The following is a 20137-nucleotide window of genomic DNA, read 5'->3' on the forward strand; positions in this document are numbered from 1 at the left end:
CGCTGAGCAAGTCCGATCAGCGCTGGTTGAACCAGTTTAACCAGCGTAGCGGCCAGGGAAGCTGGCGCGCATCCTGTTGGTTAATCTGAGCAATGCGATCCTGAATAGAACGCAGCAGGCAAGAATCGTTTTCCTTGTCCCATTCAACACCCGTTAACAACGGCAGGGCTTCTTCCACGCTGGATACCGCCCACAAATGAAATTTACCTTCTCGTACCGCATCGACAACGTCTTGTTGTAACGAGAGGTGACGTACGTTGGCTGCCGGGAGAATAACACCCTGGTGGCCATTTAGCGTACGCTGGTTACAGATATTGAAGAAGCCTTCAATTTTTTCGTTTAATCCCCCTACCGGCTGAACGCGACCGAACTGATCGACGGAACCGGTGACGGCGATTTGCTGATTGATCGGTTGTAATGCGAGTGCGCTGATGAGTGCGCAAAGCTCGGCCAGCGAAGCGCTGTCGCCGTCAACCTCTGAATAAGACTGTTCAAATACCATCGAAGCGGAGAAGGGCAGTTGCTGATCAAGATCCAGCTCCGCAATCAGCCACGCCTGCATAATCATCATTCCCTTGGCATGAATATTACCGCCAAGCTCTGCTTTACGCTCTACGTCGGTAAACTCGCCGTCACCCACATGCACGACGCAGCTGATACGCGAGGGTTCACCAAATGGACGCGGATGGCCCGGGAAATCAATCACCGAAAGTGCGTTGATTTGGCCAACCATCTCGCCTTCGGTCTCGATCAGGATCTGCTCGAGCAGGATGTCATCGCGCACGCGCTCGGAGAGGAAACTTTCACGCCATTCACGCGTTGTCAGGGCATCACGTAAATTTTCACCGCTTACGCTTTCATTTTCGCTGTAAAGCGCGGCGTCCTGCAGCTGGCGTGCCAGCCACGTTGGATCCAGCGGCAGCGTCTCCTGATCGCCGGTAAAGCGTGCGGCTTCGCGGATAAGCACCGGCCAGAAATCAGCAGCGGGCGCGGGATAACCAAGGCTCTCCGCCACGCTTAACACCCACTGCATCCAGTGAGTGAACTCTTCTTCATCAACCAGCTGGATGTTCTCTTCAAACTCGCTGTAAAGCGACAGCGAAGCCAGCTCGGGTTCGATATCCTGAAAATCAGCCAGGGCATCACGATCGCCGGTCAGCACCAGGCGAAGCTGCATCGGCATTGACGGCACGTCAAGCGGCAGCGGGCGTGTTTCATCCTGTGAATACCAGTCAAAGCGCTGGTTGACCATGATTTTTTTAAGACGCAGCCAGAGCAAAGGCTGTGCCAGCAGCGCGCGCAGAGAAAGGAGCAGTACGCCGCCGTTTGCACGATGAACAAGACCAGGAGACAGGGTCAACGATGCGTTATGAAGACGAACGCAGCCAAACAGCTGCTCTGCTTCAATCCAGTCAGCATGGTGAATGCCGCCGGTGCTGGCAAAATTATCGAGCGGACTTTCCGCCGGGCGCCAGACGATCTGATGGGGTTCAACCAGATAGTGCCCGCCGTATAACGGGCTGGCATCTTCCTCCTCCCCGGATTCGATGAGGGAAGAGAGCACGTTCTGCAGCAAAGCCTGGTATTCAGCGCTTTCGGCGCTTTTGACCAGCATAAGCGGTACTTTTGCCGGGGTTTGCAGCAGCAGGCTGAGGCCATTGAACAGGCGAGACTGCACGTTAGCAAAACATTCTGTCTCAGTGGTGGCCGCCTGTGAGATGAGATGCTGGAAGCGTTCTGTATCGGGCTGTAGGGCGCGCCACTCTAATCGGTTGTTGGTCAAAGTTATCGTATTTTTCTGAAATGAATAAAAGCGGCATTATACAATAATTCAGCCTGTTAAGCACAGCAGACATACGGTTCTGTATTATCTGAATTAAGATTCGCGGCCTGGTTCCGGTTTTCTTTGCAGCCAGATTAAAAAAAGCTGTTATTCTTAAGTTGTTATAGGGTCAGCATGAGATTCCGATGAAATATCAACAACTGGAAAATCTTGAAAGCGGATGGAAATGGAAATACCTGGTCAAAAAACACCGCGAAGGTGAAGCGATCACGCGCTATATCGAGCTTAGCGCAGCACAGGCGGTCGTGGATGAGTTGTTGGCGATGGAGAACAGCCCCAATCTGGTTTTAACCTGGATTAACCAGCATATCAATCCGGCTCTTGAAAACCGTATGAAGCAGACGATCCGTGCGCGTCGTAAACGCCATTTTAATGCTGAGCATCAGCATACGCGAAAAAAGTCTATCGACCTGGAATATCTGGTGTGGCAGCGACTTGCAGGACTGGCGCAGCGTCGTAACAGTACGCTTTCGGAAACGGTGGTGCAGCTGATTGAGGATGCTGAACGAAAAGAGCAATATGCCAGTCAGATGTCCTCACTCAAGCAGGATCTGAAGGCTATTCTCGGGAAGCCTGAATAGCAGGGCAGGAAGCGGTTTACATATCTTAGAAGCTGTAAAACAGGAAATAAAAAACCCCGCCTTAGCGGGGTTTTTTCATCAAAACGTCACTTATGCCTGAGGCTGAGTTACAACGTCTTTGATGCCTTTAACTTCGATTTCTACGCGACGGTCTGGCGCCAGGCAGTCGATCAGAGCCTGACGGCCTTTCACGCTGTCACAGGTGTTGCCAGTAACTGGGTTGGATTTACCCTGGCCACGTGCAGAGATCTTGTTAGCTGGGATACCTTTAGAGACCAGGTAATCCACGACTGACTGAGCACGTTTCTCAGACAGTTTCTGGTTGTATTCTTCAGAACCGATGCGGTCTGTGAAGCCCAGTACCACAACAGAGCCATCTTTCGGATCCAGATTGCTCAGCTGGGTGTACAGCTGATCCAGAGCCTGCTGACCTTCTGGTTTCAGAGTAGCTTTGTTGAAGTTGAACAGTACGTCAGATTTCAGTGTGAAACGCTTGGTTTCAACAACTGGAGCCGGAGCTGGTGCTGGAGCCGGTGCTGGAGCAGCAGCTTCTTCCTGACCGAAACGGTAAGAAACACCTAAGCTGAACATGGAGTTATCAGGACGAGTACCCACGGTACCTGCGTCACCGATGTTGTTCACCCACTGGTAGTCCAGACGGGTTGCCCAGTTTGGAGTCAGCGCATATTCAACACCTACTGCTGCCAGTGGAGAAACGCCGGTGTCGTGGTCGCTGATGCGATCGCCGCCAACTACCTGCTGAGTGGAGTCAGCACGCCATACCATACCACCCAGACGGGTGTACAGGTCCAGGTTGTCCAGAACCGGGTAGCTTAACTTAGCTGCCAGCTGAACGCCCTGCGCTTTGAATGCGCCATTAACCTGGTCGCCTTTGTTAGGCATACGGCCCAGCCAGTCATAACCCAGTTCGAAGCCCAGGTATGGATTAGCCTGATAACCAAGGAATGCACCAGCACCAAGCTGATTTTCATGGGTTGGGCCGTCGTTGTCTTGGTAACCGTTACCGTAGTAACCTTTGTCGTGGTACTGAGACCAGCCCAGTTTAGCACCGGTGTACCAGGTGTCATCTTTAGGAGCGGCCTGCGCTACGGTAGCGAAGCCAGCCAGTGCCACTGCAATTGCGATAGCTGTCTTTTTCATTTTTGCGCCTCGTTATCATCCAAATAGGCAATGAGCTTAAAGTTAGCTCTTTGGTTAAATCCTTTGCCGGGTTATCACGCTCATTTGTGACTCTTCCAAAAAAAAGGAGGTTATTGAGCACCCTGGCGAGATAAAGTCTACAACGTACTAGCAAATTAACAAGTGTGATATGACGATGGCCGATAAAAAAATGGGGATTTTTACATATTTTTTAACAATCGGAAGGGAATTATGTGTACAAGAAATGGTCAGAGACGCAGCTAACCTATTGTACAGCCGCGTCATAACATTATCTGAGGCTTAAGGCGCGTACCACGAGAAAAAATCCTGAGAATTATCTCATTTTTACTTAATGATACAAACTTGAATGAATTTTTAACCCGCTAAGTGGTCTGCCTGACTGCAAATTTGCACGATCGGGACGCATAATCAGCCCCAGCGCCTGGCCAGAATTTGCTGCTGCCATCAGCCGCGCACGATCGCTCTCCGAAACCTCTTCTTCAAACCAACCCAGCACCACGCTGTAATTACCTGTTTGCAAGGCTTTAATCATCGCTTCAATGGTGGTAATGGGCCCTGAATGTGTCGCCTGCATGACTTTATCCAGAGGCAGTCCCGAACGCTGCAACCAGTCGCGGCTCAGTTTTTGCTGTGGGGTGAGCCATAGCTGCCAGCGAGACTGTTTGCCTAGCTGCTGTAGTAGAGGAAGCAACAACAGCTGGGTCATGCCCGGCTGGTTCTCGCTGTAAATTAATTCGCTAATCAGACCAGCGGCACATGCCGGAGCAGATGTCACACGTGATGCAACGTGAAATGCACTATCGCTATTAACAGATTGAGATTTCGGGAAATAGGTACGCATGATGTCTTCGCTCGCAATGTCACTGTATGAATATACAGTATATGGCTGGCGAACAAAGATCAACCTTATTTTTTTGATGACGTCTCGCAAAATCACAAGATAACTGGCAGCAAGCCGAATTATTCATTGAACCTGTAATGCGGATTGCCTATGTTTCAATAGGTTGATTTATCGGGATTTATGCGAATATTCTTAAGCTGAACAGGGAGTAGCTATGAGTAATTCAAAACAGAGAATTGAGCAGACTAAACAGCGGTTAGCGGCATTGGGGCCGGTTGAATCACGCACGCAGTTCGGTGGCTATAGCCTTTCCGTCGCGAAGACCGTTTTTGCTGTCGTTGCCGATGGAGAACTTTATCTGCGTGCCTGTGAACAGGCCCAGCCGTATATCAGCGAAAGGAAAATGCAGCCCCTCCATTTCGTGAAACGTGGCCTGCCTGTTGCACTCAATTACTACCGGGTCGATGGCGTGCTGTGGTCCGATGCTGATCAGCTGGTGGCTATTTCTTCACTGTGCCTGAATGGCGCAAGGCAGGAACTCCGGGATCGGCAGCAAAACCGACGTATTAAGGATCTCCCTAATATGGGAATGCGTATGGAAGCGATGCTGCGCGACGTAGGGATTTTCTCCATTGAAATGCTGATGCAGCAGGGCGCAAAGCGCAGCTGGTTGAAGCTGCGCGCCAACAATAAACACCTCGGGCTTTCGGTGCTGTTTGCACTGGAGGGGGCGATAGTCGGCAGTCACTATCAGGCGCTGCCGACGGCGGTGAAGGACGAACTGCGGGCGTGGTTCAAGCGCAATGCGCCATGGAATCGCTAGGACAGCTCTGCAACCTCACGTCCTGAACGTTGGACAATCTGCTGCTTAAGTCTGGCAATTTCAGGTAGCAATGCCACCAGTAGGCCGACCTGCTGTAATACCAGCGGTTCTTTGGTGGCATTATCCGCCTCGGTTTGCTGAATCCGCTGTGCCAGACTCGCCATCAGACGCTGTGCCTTCGCTTCATCCACCACCTCAATATGCAAGATATCATCGACATAGCAGACTGCATCATCCATCAGCTGCAGTAGGGTGGTGTTTTCCAGCTTCTCACGGTGTGCGCCCAGTGCGGAAATGTAGCTGAGAAAAGAATGGTTCAGGCACAGTAGCCTGAAAGCGGCTTCGCGAAGCGCACTGTCCGCTTTGTTTTCAACCGAGATATTCGACACGACGGCAGCCAGTTCCGCATCACCATTATGGGCATCACGACGTGCTGCTCGGTAATCAAGGCGATTATCCTTGCCCTGATGATATTGCACCAGCACCGCATCCAGATAGCGGCAGTTGGCGTTCAGCGTTCGCTCTGCCACGGCCGGAAGCCGCAGGAAACGCCAGTCGGGCCAGATAAAGGCCACGGCCAGCCAGGCGATAGCGCAACCCAGTAGCGTATCAATAATGCGCGGTAGCGCGACTTCAAACCCTTCGCCTAGCAGATTGAAGCACAGCAGCACCAGCAGCGTAATAAACAGGGTGGCATGCGCATACTGAATAGTGCGGAAGAAGAAGAACAGCACGCCGGTGACGACGATCAGCATCAGCTGACCTTCAATAGACGGTACCAGCCACAGAAGAGGCAGGCCAAGGGCAATCCCCGCCAGCGTGCCGACAATGCGCAGCGCCAGACGTCGGCGTGTCGCGCTGTAGTTAGGCTGGCAGACAAACAGACTGGTCAGCAGTATCCAGTAGCCGTGCTGCAGGCCGGTAAATTGAATAAAGGCGTAACCGGCGCACAGCAGAAGTGATAGGCGTACCGCATGACGGAACAGCGGCGACTCCGCGCTCATATGGCGGCTGAGCCGCAGGCGGATATCGCTCCAGCCGGTCAGTCCCTCGCGAGAAAGCGACTGATCGTGGTAATAACCGCCTTCTGCCAGTGCCTGCTCTGATTCAATGGTCGCCAGTTGGGCATCGATGGCCTTCAGATTGTTCAGCAGAAAGTGCATCGCTTTCACTTCCTGACTATCCGGCTGCTGAACCGCCAGTCTCTGCAGCGCTGCGTTAAGATTGGCAAAAACGCGTTCGAATCGCGGATCATGCTGATAGGTTTCACGCAGCAAAATGGCACGCGAAAGCTGCCGACAGGCCAGAGCCTGCAGGGTTAACAGGCGTTGGAAGCGAAAAAGAATATCACTGGCTCCCCAGGCTTTACGCAGGGAATGGTACTGCACGTGCGATGAACTGGCGCGTTCGTGAATATCCTGCGCCACAAAATAGTAATGAAGCGTGCGTCGTGTTCCACGCTGGCCGCGATCGCCGCGCAGCCTCGACTGAATTGAGGCTTTTGCCTGATTCAGCAGCGTAACCAGCTGGCTGTTGGCCATGGCCACGTCAACCATCGCCTGGCGGTCATCGTCTTCCAGGTCGGGGTCGAACAGGCTGGCTTTGGCTTCCAGATAGTGAGCCAGCTGCGCATAGCAGCGGGAAAGGTTTTCCTGCAGCGGGCGAATAGGAAACAGAAGGTGTCCGCAAAGCGTCAGCAGGTTATACCAGATGGCACCGGTCAGCAGCAGGGCAGGCTGCAAATACCACTGGGGAAACAGGCCAATTCCCAGCATGGTATAGATGGCGATCAGCAGCGCACCGAAGGCGATGGTCGCGTAACGCGGCCCCAGCGCGCCTAACAGGATAAAACCCCAGCTCGAGATCGCCAGCCCGATAACAAACAGCCACGGATGCGGAAACAGCAGCTCGACCGAAACGGAAGCAATACAGAAGCAGACCAGGGTAATTAGCAGGTTTCGCAGGCGTCCGCTCAGACGATCGTCGAGATCGGTCAGCGCGGCAGCCACCACCCCCAGCGTCAACGGGATTGTCCAGGTGATTTGATCCAGCCACCAGGGGAGCGCAGTGGTACCAATCAACGCCAGCGTTATGCGGATGTTATACAGCCAGCTGCTGTTAAAAGCATAACGGCGAAGGTTATCAATCAATGACGTGTGCATGCTGCGGCTCACGGGAAACGGCGGCGCGCATTGGCTTCACGGGCCGCTCGTGCGACCTCGACGGGCACCACGCGGCGACCGACCGGCCAGAGGGCAATCACGGCAATTTTCAGGTTAGCGATGCCCACCGGAATGCCGATAATCGTCAGGCACTGAGCAATCCCGGCCGTAATGTGCATCAGGCACAGCCACCAGCCGAAAAATATCACCCACAGAATATTGAGCAGCGTGCCGCCAGAATTCATCAGGGTGCTTCTCCCATCAGGATCCAACTCGTCCACGTGTATGGCTTCATTGCCGAAGGGCAGCAGCGAAAGTTTGGTGATTTCCCAGCATGAACGGGTCAGCGGCAGGGTAAAAATCAGCACGATGCTGACAACGGTAGCCAGCAGCCAGGACAGGGTAGTCAAAAAGCCACCCAGAATGAAATTGAGGATATTGAGTACGGCGCGCATTGGTGGCGTCCCCTTATGCGTAGAGAAAAGTCTGAGTGACAATTCATTGATTGTAACGCGTTTTAACGCTGGAGCGGTAAACTGTCGCCAGCTAAACTATAAGATGATGAAAATAACCGCAGCAGGGTCGCAGGAATGGAACTGAAAGCAACATCGCTGGGTAAACATCTGGCACAACATCCTTACAACCGGGTGCGGCTGTTGAATGCGGGCGTGGAGGTCAGCGGAGAAAAACACGAATATCTGATCCCGTTTAATCAGCTGTTATCGATTGCCTGTAAGCGGGGCCTGGTCTGGGGCGAGCTCGAATTCTCATTACCTGACGATAAAGTCGTTCGTCTGCACGGCACGGAATGGAATGAAACGCAGCGCTTTTATCACTATCTGAGCCTTGCCTGGCAGCAGTGGAGCCAGGAGATGAGTGAGGTAGCGGCCGGGGTTTTAAACCAGCAGGCCGAGGCGATTCGTCTTGCCGAACAGCAGGACCGCTGGCTGAAACGCAGCGATATCAGCAGTTGGCAGCAGGCGATCCGTAAATCCTTTGACGCCGTGCCGCTGCCGGTCACCCGGCTTGGCGAGTTTGATAACTGCCGCGAATCCTGGCTTTACTGTCAGCAGTGGCTGAATGACAGCGACAGCCAGCGTGTGAAGCGTAACGCGCGCTGGACCGATCGCATGCTGGAACAGCATGCCGACTACTTCGAACAGGTAGAAAGTTCACCGCTGAATCCCTCGCAGGCCAGAGCCGTGGTCAACGGTGAAGATTCGGTGCTGGTACTGGCCGGAGCGGGCAGCGGTAAAACCTCGGTGCTGGTCGCGCGGGCGGGATGGCTGATGCTGCGCAGGCAGGCGACGGCGGAGCAGGTGCTGTTACTCGCCTTTGGCCGTAAAGCGGCGGAAGAGATGAACGAACGCCTGCGTTCACGTCTGCACCGTGAAGATTTTTCGGCGCGCACCTTCCATTCCCTGGCGCTGCACATTATCCGCCAGGGCAGTAATAAATCGCCGGTCATCAGCAAGTTGGAAAACGATACAACGGCGCGCCATGCGTTGCTGATTGACGTATGGCGGCAGCAGTGCAGTGAGAAAAAGGCCCATGCCAACGGCTGGCGTCAGTGGCTGAGTGACGAGCTGGAGTGGGAAGTAGAGGAAGGCAATTTCTGGCAGGATAATGGACTGGCGAAGCGACTGGCGTCGCGCCTTGAGCGCTGGCTGGGGCTGATGCGCATGCACGGCGGCGCGCAGGCGGCCATGATTGAGGGGGCATCAGACGAGATCCGCGATCTGTTCAGCAAGCGGGTTAAGCTGATGGCCCCGCTGCTAAAGGCCTGGAAGACCGCGCTGAAGGAGGAAGGTGCCATCGATTTCTCCGGCCTGATCCACCAGGCGATCAACATTTTGGATAAAGGCCGCTTTATCAGTCCGTGGAAGCATATCCTTGTCGATGAGTTTCAGGATATCTCGCCGCAGCGGGCGGAGCTGCTGGCTGCGCTACGCCGGCAAAATCGGCAAACTGCGCTGTTTGCCGTCGGCGATGACTGGCAGGCCATTTATCGATTCAGTGGCGCAGAAATGACGTTGACGACGTCATTCCATCACTACTTTGGTGAAGGGGATCGCTGCGTGCTGGATACTACCTACCGCTTCAATCAGCGTATTGGAGAAGTCGCCAACGCCTTTGTGCAGCGTAACCCGCATCAGTTGAAAAAGACATTGAACAGCCTGACGAAAGGGACCAAAAAAGCGGTTCAGCTGTTGCCGGAAGATCAGCTCGAAGCGCTGCTCAATAAAATGAGCGGCTACGTTCAGCCGGACGAGCGGATTATGCTGCTGGCCCGCTATCATCATCTGCGGCCTGAGGTGCTGGACAAGGCCGCAACCCGTTGGCCAAAACTCAATCTGGAGTTTATGACTATCCACGCCAGTAAAGGACAGCAGGCGGAGTACGTTATCTTACTGGGGCTCTCTCATGGGAATGAAGGTTTCCCGGCACCGGCCAGGGAATCGGTGATGGAGGCGGCGCTGCTGCCAAAAGTGGAGGAGTTTCCGGACGCGGAGGAACGGCGACTGGCGTATGTTGCCATCACCCGCGCGATTCATCAGGTCTGGCTGCTGTACGATCGCGATGAGCCTTCGGATTTTGTTGCCGAACTGGGCCGTCAGGGCGTTCCGCAGGTGCGAAAACCCTGACGGTAGAAACGGTTACTTCAGGCGCTGCTGCAGGTAGCGCTCATAATCCGGTATCTGGATTTCAACCTGCCGATCGAACAACGGTGAGTGGATAATAAAGTCAGCGGTGGCGCGGTTGGTTGCCACCGGGATATTCCACACGGTAGCCAGACGCAGCAGCGCTTTAACATCCGGGTCGTGCGGCACGGCGTTCAGCGGATCCCAGAAGAAAATCAACAGATCGATTTTCCCTTCTGAGATCAGCGCACCGACCTGCTGATCGCCGCCCATCGGGCCGCTGAGCATCGCCGTAACCGGCAGGCCGGTTGCGCGCTGCACCAGATTACCGGTTGTGCCGGTGGCATACAGCGTATGAGGCTGCAGCTTATCTCTGTGAAGACTGACCCATTCCATCAGGGAGTTTTTACAGTGGTCATGAGCGACCAGCGCAATATGCTTTTGCGGCTGTATCTTACGAGTGGTCTGGTCCATTCAGATATCCTGGCTATGTAGGGTAACGGCAGAAACGTCAAATAAACAGAAAGTTGAGTGTAACGTTGCGGTTAAACGGATATCAACTGGTATGTAAGGCTTTCATCAACGTAATAAAACGCTGGCGGGTGGCAGCATCAACCTGCTGATACCACAGATGCAGCATTCTTTCTGCTGAAGAACGGCGATCGAGGGCAAGATCCTGCTCCTGCGCCGCATTGAGGGCAGTATGTTTACCCGAATGCGCAAAACGTGGCACCGAGGCGCTTTCTCCGTTCAGGTTATAGTGAATCATCGCCTGTTCAAAATCACCGCTGGTGGTGACGGCCAGAAAGTCGCGCTTATTGGCGATTTCAGCACCTTTCTCATCGACTAACGTAAACTGCGGTTTCTTATCGAACATTCTGACTTCGCGTACCGAAGCCAGCGGCGGAAGCTGGATCAGCACCGAACGACTACGCGCGGTAAACGTCACAATCTGCGGGGCAGAAACCCAGGTGACCGGGCTGTGGGCGGGAAGATGAAACGATTTCTCCACGCGAAACAGCAGTTGATGCTCACCGCGGTCCAGTTCTAAGCCGTCAGCGCCTTTAAGCAGAGAACCGGAAATCTTGTGCCCGTCCAGAACCAAAAGGTCAATATCGGCAGAAAGCTTAAGCGTGGTTGCCTGCGCAGCAGAGACAATCAGCATAATGACCAGCCCGGTTATGACCTTAAACAGCTTCATTCTTACTCCAGACGAGCAAACGGTGAGAAAACGTCGAATGTATCAAAGTCTTTCAGTATGGCATCATATTAACATTTAAACACACTTAATCGTGCTATTGATCGTGAATTGCGGAAGTGTCGATACTGAGAGTAGTGAATCAGTCATAATGAGAAAATACAGGCCGTTAACCCGAACCGGAGAAAAAAATGGATGATAAAAAGATTATCAATGTTCTGACCAGCAGCAAAACCATCGCCCTGGTGGGGGCCACTGATAACGCGCAGCGCCCAGCTTTTCACGTTATGGAATATCTTCTTTCACAGGGTTACGACGTCGTCCCGGTTAACCCTAAACTGGCCGGTCAGGAGTTATTGGGGCAAACGGTCTATGCGGAGCTAAAAGACATTCCTCAGCCGGTAGACATGGTGGATGTGTTCCGTAACGCCGAGGCGGCATGGGGGATTGCACAGGAAGCCATCGCCATCGGTGCGAAAACGCTTTGGTTACAAATTGGCGTTATCAACGAACAGGCTGCGGTGCTGGCGGCCGATGCCGGGTTAACCGTTGTGATGGATCGCTGCCCGAAAATAGAAATCCCGCGCCTCGGTTTAGCAAAGAGCGCATAAAAAACCCTGCTTAAGCAGGGCTTTAAATTAGTTTCTCAGGCTTGGCGACTGCAACTGCTGGCGGATAGATAGCGCCAGCTCATCTAACGACTGCTGGTCGGGATGTTCCCCCGGCTGTTCCCAGGAAATCTGTGCTTCCGCCAGATAGGTATGCACCGTCTGGCCTTCTTCATCTTCCATCACCACGTGATACCAGGGCGCGGCACGCAGCGCTTCGCTGCCGCTGATATCTTCACTGACCGATTCTTTCAGTGAATACTGGGGATCCACATCGACTATCACGCCCAAAAAACCCAGCAGCTGATGACGAACCTGCTGACCAATACCGTATTTGCTGGCAATCATGGGTGACCTCCTGAAACGTTGCCCCTACCTCACTGTATGGAGGCAAAGGCAGCATTTTTCAAGTCACAGCACGCGGCAGGCGAACCCTTTCAGGTAAAGTCCTTCAGGATAGCTGGAAATAACCGGGTGATCGGCGGCCTGGCGGAACTGCTCAATAAACTGTACGTCGCGCTTAGCGTCGACGGCGGCATCGGCGATAATTTTCTGGAACAGCTCGGTAGGCATCAGACCGGAACAGGAGTAGGTCATCAGCATACCGCCCGGGTTCAACAACTGCATTGCCAGCATATTAATATCTTTGTAGCCACGACACGCGCCCATCAACTGATTTTTATTCTCAACAAACTTAGGCGGGTCCATCACAATCAGATCGAATTTCTCGCCTTCATCGCGATAGCGACGCAGCAGCTTGAACACGTCATCGCGCAGGAACTGGGCTTTGCTCAGATCCAGACCGTTTAGTTCAACGTTCTGTTTTGCCACATCCAGTGCCGCCTGCGATGTATCCACGCTGATCACCTCACGGCAGTTGCCCATCAGGGCAGAAACTGCGAAACCACCGGTGTAGGAGAAGCAGTTCAGCACGCGGCGATCTTCCGCGTAGCGGCGGGTGGCCAGGCGACTGTCGCGCTGATCGAGGTAATAGCCGGTTTTATGGCCGGTCTGAATATCCACCAGCAGTTTCATACCGTGTTCGGTAATCGGCAGCAGTTCCGGTGGCGTTTCACCCAGCACAACCCCCTGGGTCAGTTCCAGACCTTCTTTTTTACGAACGCTAACGTCGGAGCGATCGTAAATAGCGCAGCCCGGATAGCAGGTTTGCAGCGCGGTGATCAGCGCGGCACGCTGGTACTCCGCGCCGGCAGACAGGAGCTGCAGCACGAGGAAGTTGCCAAAACGGTCGATGGTGATCCCCGGCAGACCGTCGGATTCTCCGGCGATCAGGCGGTAGCTATCAAGATTATCGCGGTGCGCCAGCCAGTCGCGCAGCTGCTGCGCGGCCTGTAGACGGCGAACGAAAAAGTCGATATCAATCGATTCATCCTGCTCCCAGCTCCAGACGCGGGCACGGATCTGCGATTGTGGGGACCAGGCGGCACGCGCCAGCCATTTACCCTGGCTGTCGCAGACATCAATAGTTTCACCCGACTGGGCTTTCCCTTCCATGCGGGCAATAGCCCCGGAGAACACCCACGGATGGCGACGAAGTAAGGACTTTTCACGCCCTTTGGCAAGAATCAAACGAACAGTCATAGTCAGTTATACTTATACTCAGAGAATCAGGCGATATTGTCCGGTGCTGACTGGGAAAAAGCAATCAGTGGCGAAGATAAGGAGAAAAAATGGCGACTATCGGCCTGCGGGCCTGGGTTCACGGCAGGGTACAGGGCGTCGGCTTTCGTTACAGCACCCAGCACGAAGCAAAAGCGCTGGGATTGACGGGCTATGCGAAAAATCTTGATGACGGCAGCGTCGAGGTGTTGATGTGCGGTGAGCAGGAGCAGATTGATACGCTGCTCGGCTGGCTTAAGGCTGGGGGACCGCGCAGCGCAAGGGTTGACCGCGTACTGACGGAACCCTGCCAGCCTCCTACGCTAAAGGGGTTCACAACCGGTTAGCGCTTACAGGCACTTGGCGGGCTTGGGTAAACCGGCAATCTTTGTTGCCTGTTTGGCGGGGCCTTTGGGGAACAGTCGGAAAAGATAGCGGCTGTTGCCTTTTTCCTCACCGTACTTCTGCGCCATGGCCTTTACCAGCATGCGTACCGCCGGAGAGGTATTAAACTCCAGATAAAATTCGCGAACGAATCGAACGACCTCCCAGTGTGCGTCGCTTAGTTCAATGGCTTCTTCCTCCGCCAGCAGCGGAGCCAGCGCCTCGCTCCAGTCCGCGGTGGATTTCAGATAGCCCTGCGTGTCGCGCTCAATTTCTCTGCCTTCGAATTGCACTTTATTGCCTCTGCTGCCTGATTCATTCTGCGGCGGAGTTTAACAAACTTTTCCGCCGCAAAAAATAAAGCCCCGCATAAGCGGGGCTTTATTCACATCAGGTCAGAATTAGTTGCTGCGGGACATGCCCAGCAGGCTCAACAGGCTGACGAAGATGTTATAGATAGAAACGTACAGGCTGACGGTGGCGCGTATATAGTTGGTCTCGCCGCCGTTAATAATGTTGCTTGTTTCCCACAGGATGGCACCGGTAGAGAACAGTACAAACAGCACGCTGATTGCCATGTGCAGCGCCGGAATGTTCAGGAAGATGTTGGCCACTACCGCAATCAGCAGGACAACAAAACCTGCCATCAGCATACCGGACAGGAACGACATGTCTTTACGGGTGGTCAGCACGTAGGCGGAACAGCAGAAGAACACCAGCGCGGTACCGCCCAGCGCCAGACCAATCACATCACCCATGCCTGCAGACAGGAAGGAGTTCAGGATTGGACCCAGGCAATAGCCAAGGAAGCCGGTAAAGGCAAACGCGGCCAGAATACCCGCCGGGCTGTTAGCCAGACGATAGGTCAGGAACATCAGACCGTAGAAGCCAACCAGCATCAGAATCAAACCTGGTGATGGCAGCGCAAATACGGTACTCAGCGTGGCGGTCAGCGCGGAAAACGCCAGCGTCAGGCCCAGCAGGAAATAGGTATTGCGTAATACTTTGTGCGTGCTCAACAGCGAGCGTTCGCGAGCGGAATAAACTATGCGATCCATAAAGCACCTCTCAGGGTCACTAAAATACCAGAGAGAATAAAGAGGGAAGGGCGATTGGAAAAGATGTTTTACCCTTCTTTACTCGCTAAAACGCTGATAACTTGAGCAGATTGGCGAATATCACAGCGAACGCATCGCTTTCGCTGATTTTTCAGGCAAGCGCAACAAAACCTGCTTTACAAGCCAGGTCGGGATGTTTATAGTGCGCCCCATTGTGGAAGCGTGGCCGAGTGGCTGAAGGCACCGGTCTTGAAAACCGGCGACGGGAAACCGTTCTAGAGTTCGAATCTCTACGCTTCCACCACCTCATTCTACGGGTCAGCGAAAGCTGGCCCGTTTTGCTATGTGCAGAATAAATTTGCCGGCACAAATCAGGCCGTTTAGCTTGCCTCTGCCTCTGCCTCTGCCTCTGCCTCTGCCTCTGCCTCTGCCTCTGCCTCTGCCTCTGTTTTGCTACCGTGTCTTCTGTGACATCACTGGGCCGGGACCCAAAACCGTCGGATTTATAATCGTTTACCGTGTGGGCTGCCTGCAAAACAGCCAAAAGAATTCAAATGTTCACAAAATCAACAAAATAGCGAAAAATAATCTTGGCAAACGAAAAAACTCCCCCTATACTGCGCTCCATCAGTTAGCGGCACCTTAGCCAAAGCTGATACCGTGTGGAAGCGTGGCCGAGTGGCTGAAGGCACCGGTCTTGAAAACCGGCGACGGGAAACCGTTCTAGAGTTCGAATCTCTACGCTTCCACCATCCATTCTGACCCCGAGCTTGAAGAAGCTCGGGGTTTTTTGTTTTAGTCCATCCCCTTCAAACCGTATTCAACGGTTGCCAGATAGATGCAAAAATAGTCCTGCACCATCGTCATAAATTCCGGTTTCAGCGTAACGGTATTCTTATCTTCCCTAATCGTCAGCAGTTGTCGGCTGGCGGCAGCCTGCAGGCAGCGACGGATCAGCGATCGCGATACGCAGCAGGCAAATGAAGCCTTCAGCAGGTTATATTTCACATCCAGACTTCCCTGTTTAATGCTCTCCTGAAACAGATTAAACATCATCATATGTCCCCCATCATGGCTCAAAAATTCGCCACTTCCGGGAACCATGTCATGAATAAACAGGCGATTAAGCGTTATTTCCCCATAGTTTCGAAAAAATCGCGGGATAAAGTCATCCTGACGCAAATAGAAATCCGCATCACAATCGGCCGATAGCAGCGAGCAGGGGCGCAGCATGGTATTAATCATTCGCCTGGTTTCGTTAAGGGCTTTTTCCGTGGGTTTGTAGTTCAGCTTACGCCTGTCGTCCTCGTCCCGAAAAACTTCAAGCCGCTGGCTGACCCGAAGGAACAGCAGGAAAGAGTCCAGAGCATTGCTGCTAAACAAATCGTTAGCAATACAAAAGCGGCGGACGTCTTTAAATGTACTGCTGCTCCGCGTGTAATAAATCCCCAGGATTGCTGAACCGACGATAAAACGATTGGCTTTGAATAGCGTTTTAAAATATAGCGGGTTCGTTAAGTATAATTTAGTTAACAATTCATAATGGCATTTTATAGCATCGTTAAGGTTACTTTTCTCCCGTAATTCTTTTGCTCGTCCTTTGATTTCCGTCTCTAACTCTAACTTTCTTTTGCTAATAAATGGCATTTGGCCCTTTGTTATTTCTGATGAACTAAGAATTATCTTATTTAAGATAATCTCCACTGTCAACAAAACCCGTGTATTAAAGCATTAATGGATACGAATCCAGTAAGAATGATTAATTAATGTTATGTTTTTATTGGTTTTTAAATGGCAACAAAAAAGGACAGTGACATATTTGTTTGGATGAATAGTATTGCGGCTGCTGGACAAGGTAATACAGATGTTAAACGAGATGGAGATTTTTAATTTCGTTCTTTTCTAGTGCATACAAATCTGTTAGCTGAAATTTAATCAAGGATATCAAAATGAAGATGACAAAGGTTGCCATTATTTCGCTATTGACTTTGAGTGTGGCGAATATTGCGAATGCCGCCGATCAAGGTAATGGTAAAGTCACATTTAGCGGTTCCATCGTTAATGCACCATGCTCAATTGCACCTGGCGCAGACGATCTGAAAGTTTCTCTGGGTCAGGTTTCGAATACGCTGCTGGCCGCTGGTGGCGAACAAACAGCCGTACCTTTTACGATCGATCTGCAGAACTGTGATGATGCAACCCGCCATACCGTGACCGCAACGTTCACCGGTAAATCTGGCGCAGACGGGCGTCTGGGCATTACCGGCGAAGCGTCCGGTGCCAGCATTTTGCTGCGTGACGGCAGTGGTAAGAAAGTCGAGCTGGGAACCGCAACCGATGCTCAAATTCTGAACGGTACCAATAACAGCCTGCAGTTCTCCGCGGCGCTGAAAGGAGACGGTACCACCGACGCTCCGGTAGCCGTCGGCACCGGTGCTTTCACCTCCGTGGCCAACTTTACCCTGGCCTACCCGTAAGTTTTCCCCGAACCGTCGATGCTGTGACGTTTCGGGAGCTGCCAGGCCTCCTGCCGGTATCTGAATAGGGATGTCCCCAAATTTGGTTCACCGGTAGTGAGGCCTGAAAGCACCCGTCAATCCGCATTTATTCCCCGTCACCCTCAGGCGAGGGGGAAAGCGCCGCTGCCGATAAGGACATCGTAAACGTTATGACCAGTAGAAAAGCCACCAGAAGGTATTACGGGAAAATGGCATTTCCGCTCTGTCTGGTCATGGTATCGGTGTCCGGTCACGGCAGCAGCGACGAAATTCAGTTTAATACCGACGTCATGGATGTTCAGGATCGCAAGAACATCGACCTCAGCCGTTTTACCCATAAGGGATACATCATGCCCGGGCGCTATACGATGAACGTGCGCCTGAATAGGGATGCGCTGCGGGAACATGAGATCGATTTCTTCCTGGCCGACGATCGCCAGGGCAGCAGTTTGCCGTGTCTGACGGCACCTCTGGTGCAGACGTTTGGCCTGCGCGCTTCCGCCAGCGAACACCTCCGCTGGTGGCACAACGAACAGTGCCTGGATACCCGTAGTTTGAAAGGTATGCAGGCGCGTGGAGACCTCGCGACTGCCACGCTTCAGATCGGCCTGCCACAGGCCTGGCTGGAATACCGTTCGGAAAACTGGGACCCGCCTTCACGATGGGATAACGGCATCCCGGGCATTCTGCTGGACTACAGCATTAACAGTCAGGTGCGCTTCAATCAGCGCGGCAGCGACAGCCGGAATCTGGGTGGTACCGGGACCGTGGGCGCCAATGCCGGGACCTGGCGCCTGCGCGCAGACTGGCAGGGACGACAGGAGAACGACGGGACTGAAAAGCGACGCAACTTCGACTGGACGCGATATTACGCCTATCGCGCACTCCCTCAGCTTGAAGCAAAACTGGTCGTTGGTGAGGACTATCTGGTCTCTGACATTTTCGACAGTTTTCGCTTTGCCGGGGCCAGCATTAGGACCGATGACAATATGTTGCCGCCCAATCTTCGAGGTTATGCTCCGGAGATAACCGGCGTGGCGCGGACCAATGCGCGGGTGATCGTGATGCATCAGGGGCGCGTCCTGTATGAATCCCAGGTCGCTGCAGGCCCCTTCCGCATTCAGGACATAAATGACGCCGTGCGGGGAGAACTGAATGTCCGTATTGAAGAGGAAGATGGCTCAGTCCAGACCTTCAGCATGAATACCGCCAGCATTCCTTACCTGACGCGGCCGGGACGCGTTCGTTACAAAATTGCACTGGGCCGCCCAGTGAACTGGAATCATACCGCTCAGGGTTCAGCATTCGTCAGTGGTGAATTTTCCTGGGGTATCAACAGCGGCTGGTCGCTTTATGGCGGGACGATCGGCAGCGATAACTACCAAGCGCTGGCCGCGGGTATCGGGCGGGACTTACTGGCGTTTGGTGCCATGGCACTGGATGTGACCCGCTCTAACGCTCGTCTTCCCGGTGGTGAAACGCTGACCGGCAACTCCTATCGCCTCAGTTACTCCAAGCGATTTGACGACTATGGCAGCCAGGTCACCTTTGCCGGCTATCGTTTTTCCGAACGCCAGTTTATGTCAATGGGCGACTATGTGGATGCCCGGCAGCATGCCGATACCGGCCGCAATACCGGCAATAGTAAAGAGATGTATACCGTCACCCTGGCCCAGGATATCCGTCCGCTGGCGACCAGTGCTCAACTCAGTTACAACCGGCAAACCTGGTGGGACCGGCCGGACAGCGAACGCTTCAGCGTGGCATTCTCCCGCTATTTCGATTTCCTGATGTGGCGCAACCTCAGCCTGTCGGTTTCCGCCTACCGCAATCGATACAGCGGGAATCGTGACGATGGGGTTTACCTCTCGCTGTCGGTCCCGCTGGCTAACAGCGGCACGCTTAGCTATAGCGGGTCGATGAGCAGCGATCGCAGCAGCCATCAGGTGGGTTATTCAAACCGTCTTGAAAACGGGGATAACTACAGCATCAGCAGCGGAAGGAGCCGAAACGGCCTGGAAGCGGGAGGGTACTACCAGCGTGACGGGAGCCTGGCGCAGCTGACCGGCAGCATGAACTATCAACAGAACCGATACAGCACCCTGAGCGGTTCACTGAAAGGCGGGCTGACGGCGACGCCACAGGGAGTTGCCCTTCACAGACAAAACTCCGCCGGCGGTACGCGTCTGATGCTTGATACCGATGGTGTCAGCCATATCCCGGTCAGCGGCGGTGGCAATCTGGTGTGGAGTAACAGCGCGGGCAAACTGGTGATCCCGGATATGAGCAGCTACTACCGCAACCAGGTGAGCATAGACATCAACAGGTTACCGGAGAATGCCGATGTTGCTTCGTCCGTCGCCCAGGCCACGCTCACGGAAGGCGCCATTGGCTATCGCCATTTCTCGGTGGTTGCCGGAGAAAAAGCGATGGCGGTGATCCGTCTGGCTAACGGTTCCGTGCCGCCCTTTGGTGCCGAAGTGCGTAACGCCCGGCAGCAGCAGGTTGGACTGGTTGCCGATAACGGAAGCGTTTATCTCAGCGGCATTCGTGCGGGTGAATCAATGTCCGTGCACTGGGACGGACGACCGCAGTGTGTACTGTCGTTACCGCAGCGGCTGAACCGCGACGTACTGGCTAATTTATTACTTCCCTGCGGGGATACTTTGCCGATGGCAAAAAAAGAAGAGGATTAAA

19 protein-coding genes and 2 tRNA genes are annotated in these 20137 nt (G+C 53.5%); 9 read left to right on the forward strand and 12 right to left on the reverse strand.

What is annotated here, in order from left to right; translation table 11 throughout:
* Nucleotides 1–16 precede the first annotated feature (16 nt).
* The gene (locus EC836_RS09835; protein WP_123332547.1) at nucleotides 17–1783 is read right to left on the reverse strand and encodes a Lon protease family protein; all 1767 of its coding nucleotides are present in this window, start codon (nucleotides 1781–1783) and stop codon (nucleotides 17–19) included.
* 185 nt (nucleotides 1784–1968) lie between these two features.
* On the opposite strand from EC836_RS09835, the gene matP reads away from it, so the two are divergent.
* Entirely contained in the window at nucleotides 1969–2424 is a 456-nt protein-coding gene (matP, locus tag EC836_RS09840) for a macrodomain Ter protein MatP (RefSeq protein WP_123332549.1), read from the forward strand.
* A gap of 90 nt (nucleotides 2425–2514) precedes the next feature.
* On the opposite strand, the gene ompA is transcribed toward matP, so the two are convergent.
* Both ompA and sulA read right to left on the reverse strand, forming a co-directional pair.
* Nucleotides 2515–3585 (reverse strand): porin OmpA, encoded by a 1071-nt coding sequence (gene ompA, locus EC836_RS09845; RefSeq protein ID WP_123332551.1) that lies wholly within the window; start codon nucleotides 3583–3585, stop codon nucleotides 2515–2517.
* Nucleotides 3586–3934: 349 nt separating this feature from the next.
* Nucleotides 3935–4447, reverse strand: coding sequence for an SOS-induced cell division inhibitor SulA (sulA, locus tag EC836_RS09850; protein WP_123333160.1), 513 nt, complete (start codon nucleotides 4445–4447; stop codon nucleotides 3935–3937).
* Between the two features lie 214 nt (nucleotides 4448–4661).
* Here sulA and EC836_RS09855 point away from each other — a divergent pair, with 214 nt between their 5' ends.
* The gene (locus tag EC836_RS09855) at nucleotides 4662–5270 is read left to right on the forward strand and encodes a TfoX/Sxy family DNA transformation protein (RefSeq protein ID WP_123332553.1); all 609 of its coding nucleotides are present in this window, start codon (nucleotides 4662–4664) and stop codon (nucleotides 5268–5270) included.
* On the opposite strand, the gene yccS is transcribed toward EC836_RS09855, so the two are convergent.
* Nucleotides 5267–7432: a YccS family putative transporter gene (gene yccS / locus EC836_RS09860; protein WP_123333161.1), complete on the reverse strand. Its 2166-nt coding sequence runs from the start codon at nucleotides 7430–7432 to the stop codon at nucleotides 5267–5269. The genes EC836_RS09855 and yccS overlap by 4 nt on opposite strands.
* 8 nt (nucleotides 7433–7440) lie before the next feature.
* On the reverse strand, nucleotides 7441–7887 hold the full coding sequence (locus EC836_RS09865) for a YccF domain-containing protein (RefSeq protein WP_123332554.1): 447 nt from the start codon (nucleotides 7885–7887) through the stop codon (nucleotides 7441–7443).
* Nucleotides 7888–8022: 135 nt separating this feature from the next.
* On the opposite strand from EC836_RS09865, the gene helD reads away from it, so the two are divergent.
* Nucleotides 8023–10077, forward strand: a complete 2055-nt coding sequence (helD, locus tag EC836_RS09870) for a DNA helicase IV (RefSeq protein WP_123332556.1) — start codon at nucleotides 8023–8025, stop codon at nucleotides 10075–10077.
* 12 nt (nucleotides 10078–10089) lie between these two features.
* Here the strand turns inward: helD and EC836_RS09875 are convergent, their stop codons facing one another.
* Nucleotides 10090–10548 (reverse strand): methylglyoxal synthase, encoded by a 459-nt coding sequence (locus EC836_RS09875; RefSeq protein WP_123332558.1) that lies wholly within the window; start codon nucleotides 10546–10548, stop codon nucleotides 10090–10092.
* Nucleotides 10549–10630: 82 nt separating this feature from the next.
* Complete coding sequence (locus EC836_RS09880; protein ID WP_123332560.1) at nucleotides 10631–11275, reverse strand: DUF2057 family protein; 645 nt, start codon at nucleotides 11273–11275, stop codon at nucleotides 10631–10633.
* Nucleotides 11276–11463: 188 nt separating this feature from the next.
* On the opposite strand from EC836_RS09880, the gene EC836_RS09885 reads away from it, so the two are divergent.
* Nucleotides 11464–11883, forward strand: a complete 420-nt coding sequence (locus tag EC836_RS09885; RefSeq protein ID WP_123332562.1) for a CoA-binding protein — start codon at nucleotides 11464–11466, stop codon at nucleotides 11881–11883.
* A gap of 27 nt (nucleotides 11884–11910) precedes the next feature.
* Here the strand turns inward: EC836_RS09885 and hspQ are convergent, their stop codons facing one another.
* A complete protein-coding gene (hspQ, locus tag EC836_RS09890) occupies nucleotides 11911–12228 on the reverse strand; it encodes a heat shock protein HspQ (RefSeq protein WP_123332563.1) in 318 nt (105 codons plus the stop codon).
* Between the two features lie 63 nt (nucleotides 12229–12291).
* Nucleotides 12292–13482, reverse strand: coding sequence for a 23S rRNA (cytosine(1962)-C(5))-methyltransferase RlmI (gene rlmI, locus EC836_RS09895; protein ID WP_123332565.1), 1191 nt, complete (start codon nucleotides 13480–13482; stop codon nucleotides 12292–12294).
* A gap of 89 nt (nucleotides 13483–13571) precedes the next feature.
* On the opposite strand from rlmI, the gene yccX reads away from it, so the two are divergent.
* Complete coding sequence (gene yccX / locus EC836_RS09900; protein ID WP_123332568.1) at nucleotides 13572–13847, forward strand: acylphosphatase; 276 nt, start codon at nucleotides 13572–13574, stop codon at nucleotides 13845–13847.
* A 3-nt stretch (nucleotides 13848–13850) separates the two neighbouring features.
* Here the strand turns inward: yccX and tusE are convergent, their stop codons facing one another.
* Nucleotides 13851–14177 carry a sulfurtransferase TusE gene (gene tusE / locus EC836_RS09905; protein ID WP_123332570.1) on the reverse strand — a complete coding sequence of 109 codons (327 nt, stop codon included), beginning with the start codon at nucleotides 14175–14177 and terminating at the stop codon, nucleotides 13851–13853.
* A gap of 108 nt (nucleotides 14178–14285) precedes the next feature.
* Nucleotides 14286–14942: an FtsH protease modulator YccA gene (gene yccA, locus EC836_RS09910; RefSeq protein ID WP_123332572.1), complete on the reverse strand. Its 657-nt coding sequence runs from the start codon at nucleotides 14940–14942 to the stop codon at nucleotides 14286–14288.
* A gap of 216 nt (nucleotides 14943–15158) precedes the next feature.
* Here yccA and EC836_RS09915 point away from each other — a divergent pair.
* A tRNA-Ser gene (locus EC836_RS09915) sits at nucleotides 15159–15246 on the forward strand.
* Between the two features lie 360 nt (nucleotides 15247–15606).
* A tRNA-Ser gene (locus EC836_RS09920) sits at nucleotides 15607–15694 on the forward strand.
* A 43-nt stretch (nucleotides 15695–15737) separates the two neighbouring features.
* On the opposite strand, the gene EC836_RS09925 is transcribed toward EC836_RS09920, so the two are convergent.
* A complete protein-coding gene (locus EC836_RS09925; RefSeq protein WP_148050364.1) occupies nucleotides 15738–16589 on the reverse strand; it encodes a hypothetical protein in 852 nt (283 codons plus the stop codon).
* Between the two features lie 302 nt (nucleotides 16590–16891).
* Between EC836_RS09925 and EC836_RS09930 the strand changes: the two genes are divergently transcribed.
* Nucleotides 16892–17419: a fimbrial protein gene (locus EC836_RS09930; RefSeq protein WP_123332577.1), complete on the forward strand. Its 528-nt coding sequence runs from the start codon at nucleotides 16892–16894 to the stop codon at nucleotides 17417–17419.
* Nucleotides 17420–17610: 191 nt separating this feature from the next.
* Complete coding sequence (locus EC836_RS09935; protein ID WP_158612776.1) at nucleotides 17611–20136, forward strand: outer membrane usher protein; 2526 nt, start codon at nucleotides 17611–17613, stop codon at nucleotides 20134–20136.
* The last annotated feature ends 1 nt before the right edge of the window (nucleotide 20137 follow it).

The sequence above is a fragment of the Erwinia sp. JUb26 genome (assembly GCF_003751505.1).
Taxonomy (GTDB): domain Bacteria; phylum Pseudomonadota; class Gammaproteobacteria; order Enterobacterales; family Enterobacteriaceae; genus Erwinia.

Excerpts from the sequence above, each read along its gene's own strand:
- matP (WP_123332549.1), top strand. The coding sequence starts at position 1,969 with ATGAAATATCAACAACTGGAAAATCTTGAAAGCGGATGGAAATGGAAA.
- ompA (WP_123332551.1), bottom strand. The coding sequence starts at position 3,585 with ATGAAAAAGACAGCTATCGCAATTGCAGTGGCACTGGCTGGCTTCGCT.
- sulA (WP_123333160.1), bottom strand. The coding sequence starts at position 4,447 with ATGCGTACCTATTTCCCGAAATCTCAATCTGTTAATAGCGATAGTGCA.
- EC836_RS09855 (WP_123332553.1), top strand. The coding sequence starts at position 4,662 with ATGAGTAATTCAAAACAGAGAATTGAGCAGACTAAACAGCGGTTAGCG.
- yccS (WP_123333161.1), bottom strand. The coding sequence starts at position 7,432 with ATGCACACGTCATTGATTGATAACCTTCGCCGTTATGCTTTTAACAGC.
- EC836_RS09865 (WP_123332554.1), bottom strand. The coding sequence starts at position 7,887 with ATGCGCGCCGTACTCAATATCCTCAATTTCATTCTGGGTGGCTTTTTG.
- helD (WP_123332556.1), top strand. The coding sequence starts at position 8,023 with ATGGAACTGAAAGCAACATCGCTGGGTAAACATCTGGCACAACATCCT.
- EC836_RS09875 (WP_123332558.1), bottom strand. The coding sequence starts at position 10,548 with ATGGACCAGACCACTCGTAAGATACAGCCGCAAAAGCATATTGCGCTG.
- EC836_RS09880 (WP_123332560.1), bottom strand. The coding sequence starts at position 11,275 with ATGAAGCTGTTTAAGGTCATAACCGGGCTGGTCATTATGCTGATTGTC.
- EC836_RS09885 (WP_123332562.1), top strand. The coding sequence starts at position 11,464 with ATGGATGATAAAAAGATTATCAATGTTCTGACCAGCAGCAAAACCATC.
- hspQ (WP_123332563.1), bottom strand. The coding sequence starts at position 12,228 with ATGATTGCCAGCAAATACGGTATTGGTCAGCAGGTTCGTCATCAGCTG.
- rlmI (WP_123332565.1), bottom strand. The coding sequence starts at position 13,482 with ATGACTGTTCGTTTGATTCTTGCCAAAGGGCGTGAAAAGTCCTTACTT.
- yccX (WP_123332568.1), top strand. The coding sequence starts at position 13,572 with ATGGCGACTATCGGCCTGCGGGCCTGGGTTCACGGCAGGGTACAGGGC.
- yccA (WP_123332572.1), bottom strand. The coding sequence starts at position 14,942 with ATGGATCGCATAGTTTATTCCGCTCGCGAACGCTCGCTGTTGAGCACG.
- EC836_RS09925 (WP_148050364.1), bottom strand. The coding sequence starts at position 16,589 with ATGCCATTTATTAGCAAAAGAAAGTTAGAGTTAGAGACGGAAATCAAA.
- EC836_RS09930 (WP_123332577.1), top strand. The coding sequence starts at position 16,892 with ATGAAGATGACAAAGGTTGCCATTATTTCGCTATTGACTTTGAGTGTG.
- EC836_RS09935 (WP_158612776.1), top strand. The coding sequence starts at position 17,611 with ATGACCAGTAGAAAAGCCACCAGAAGGTATTACGGGAAAATGGCATTT.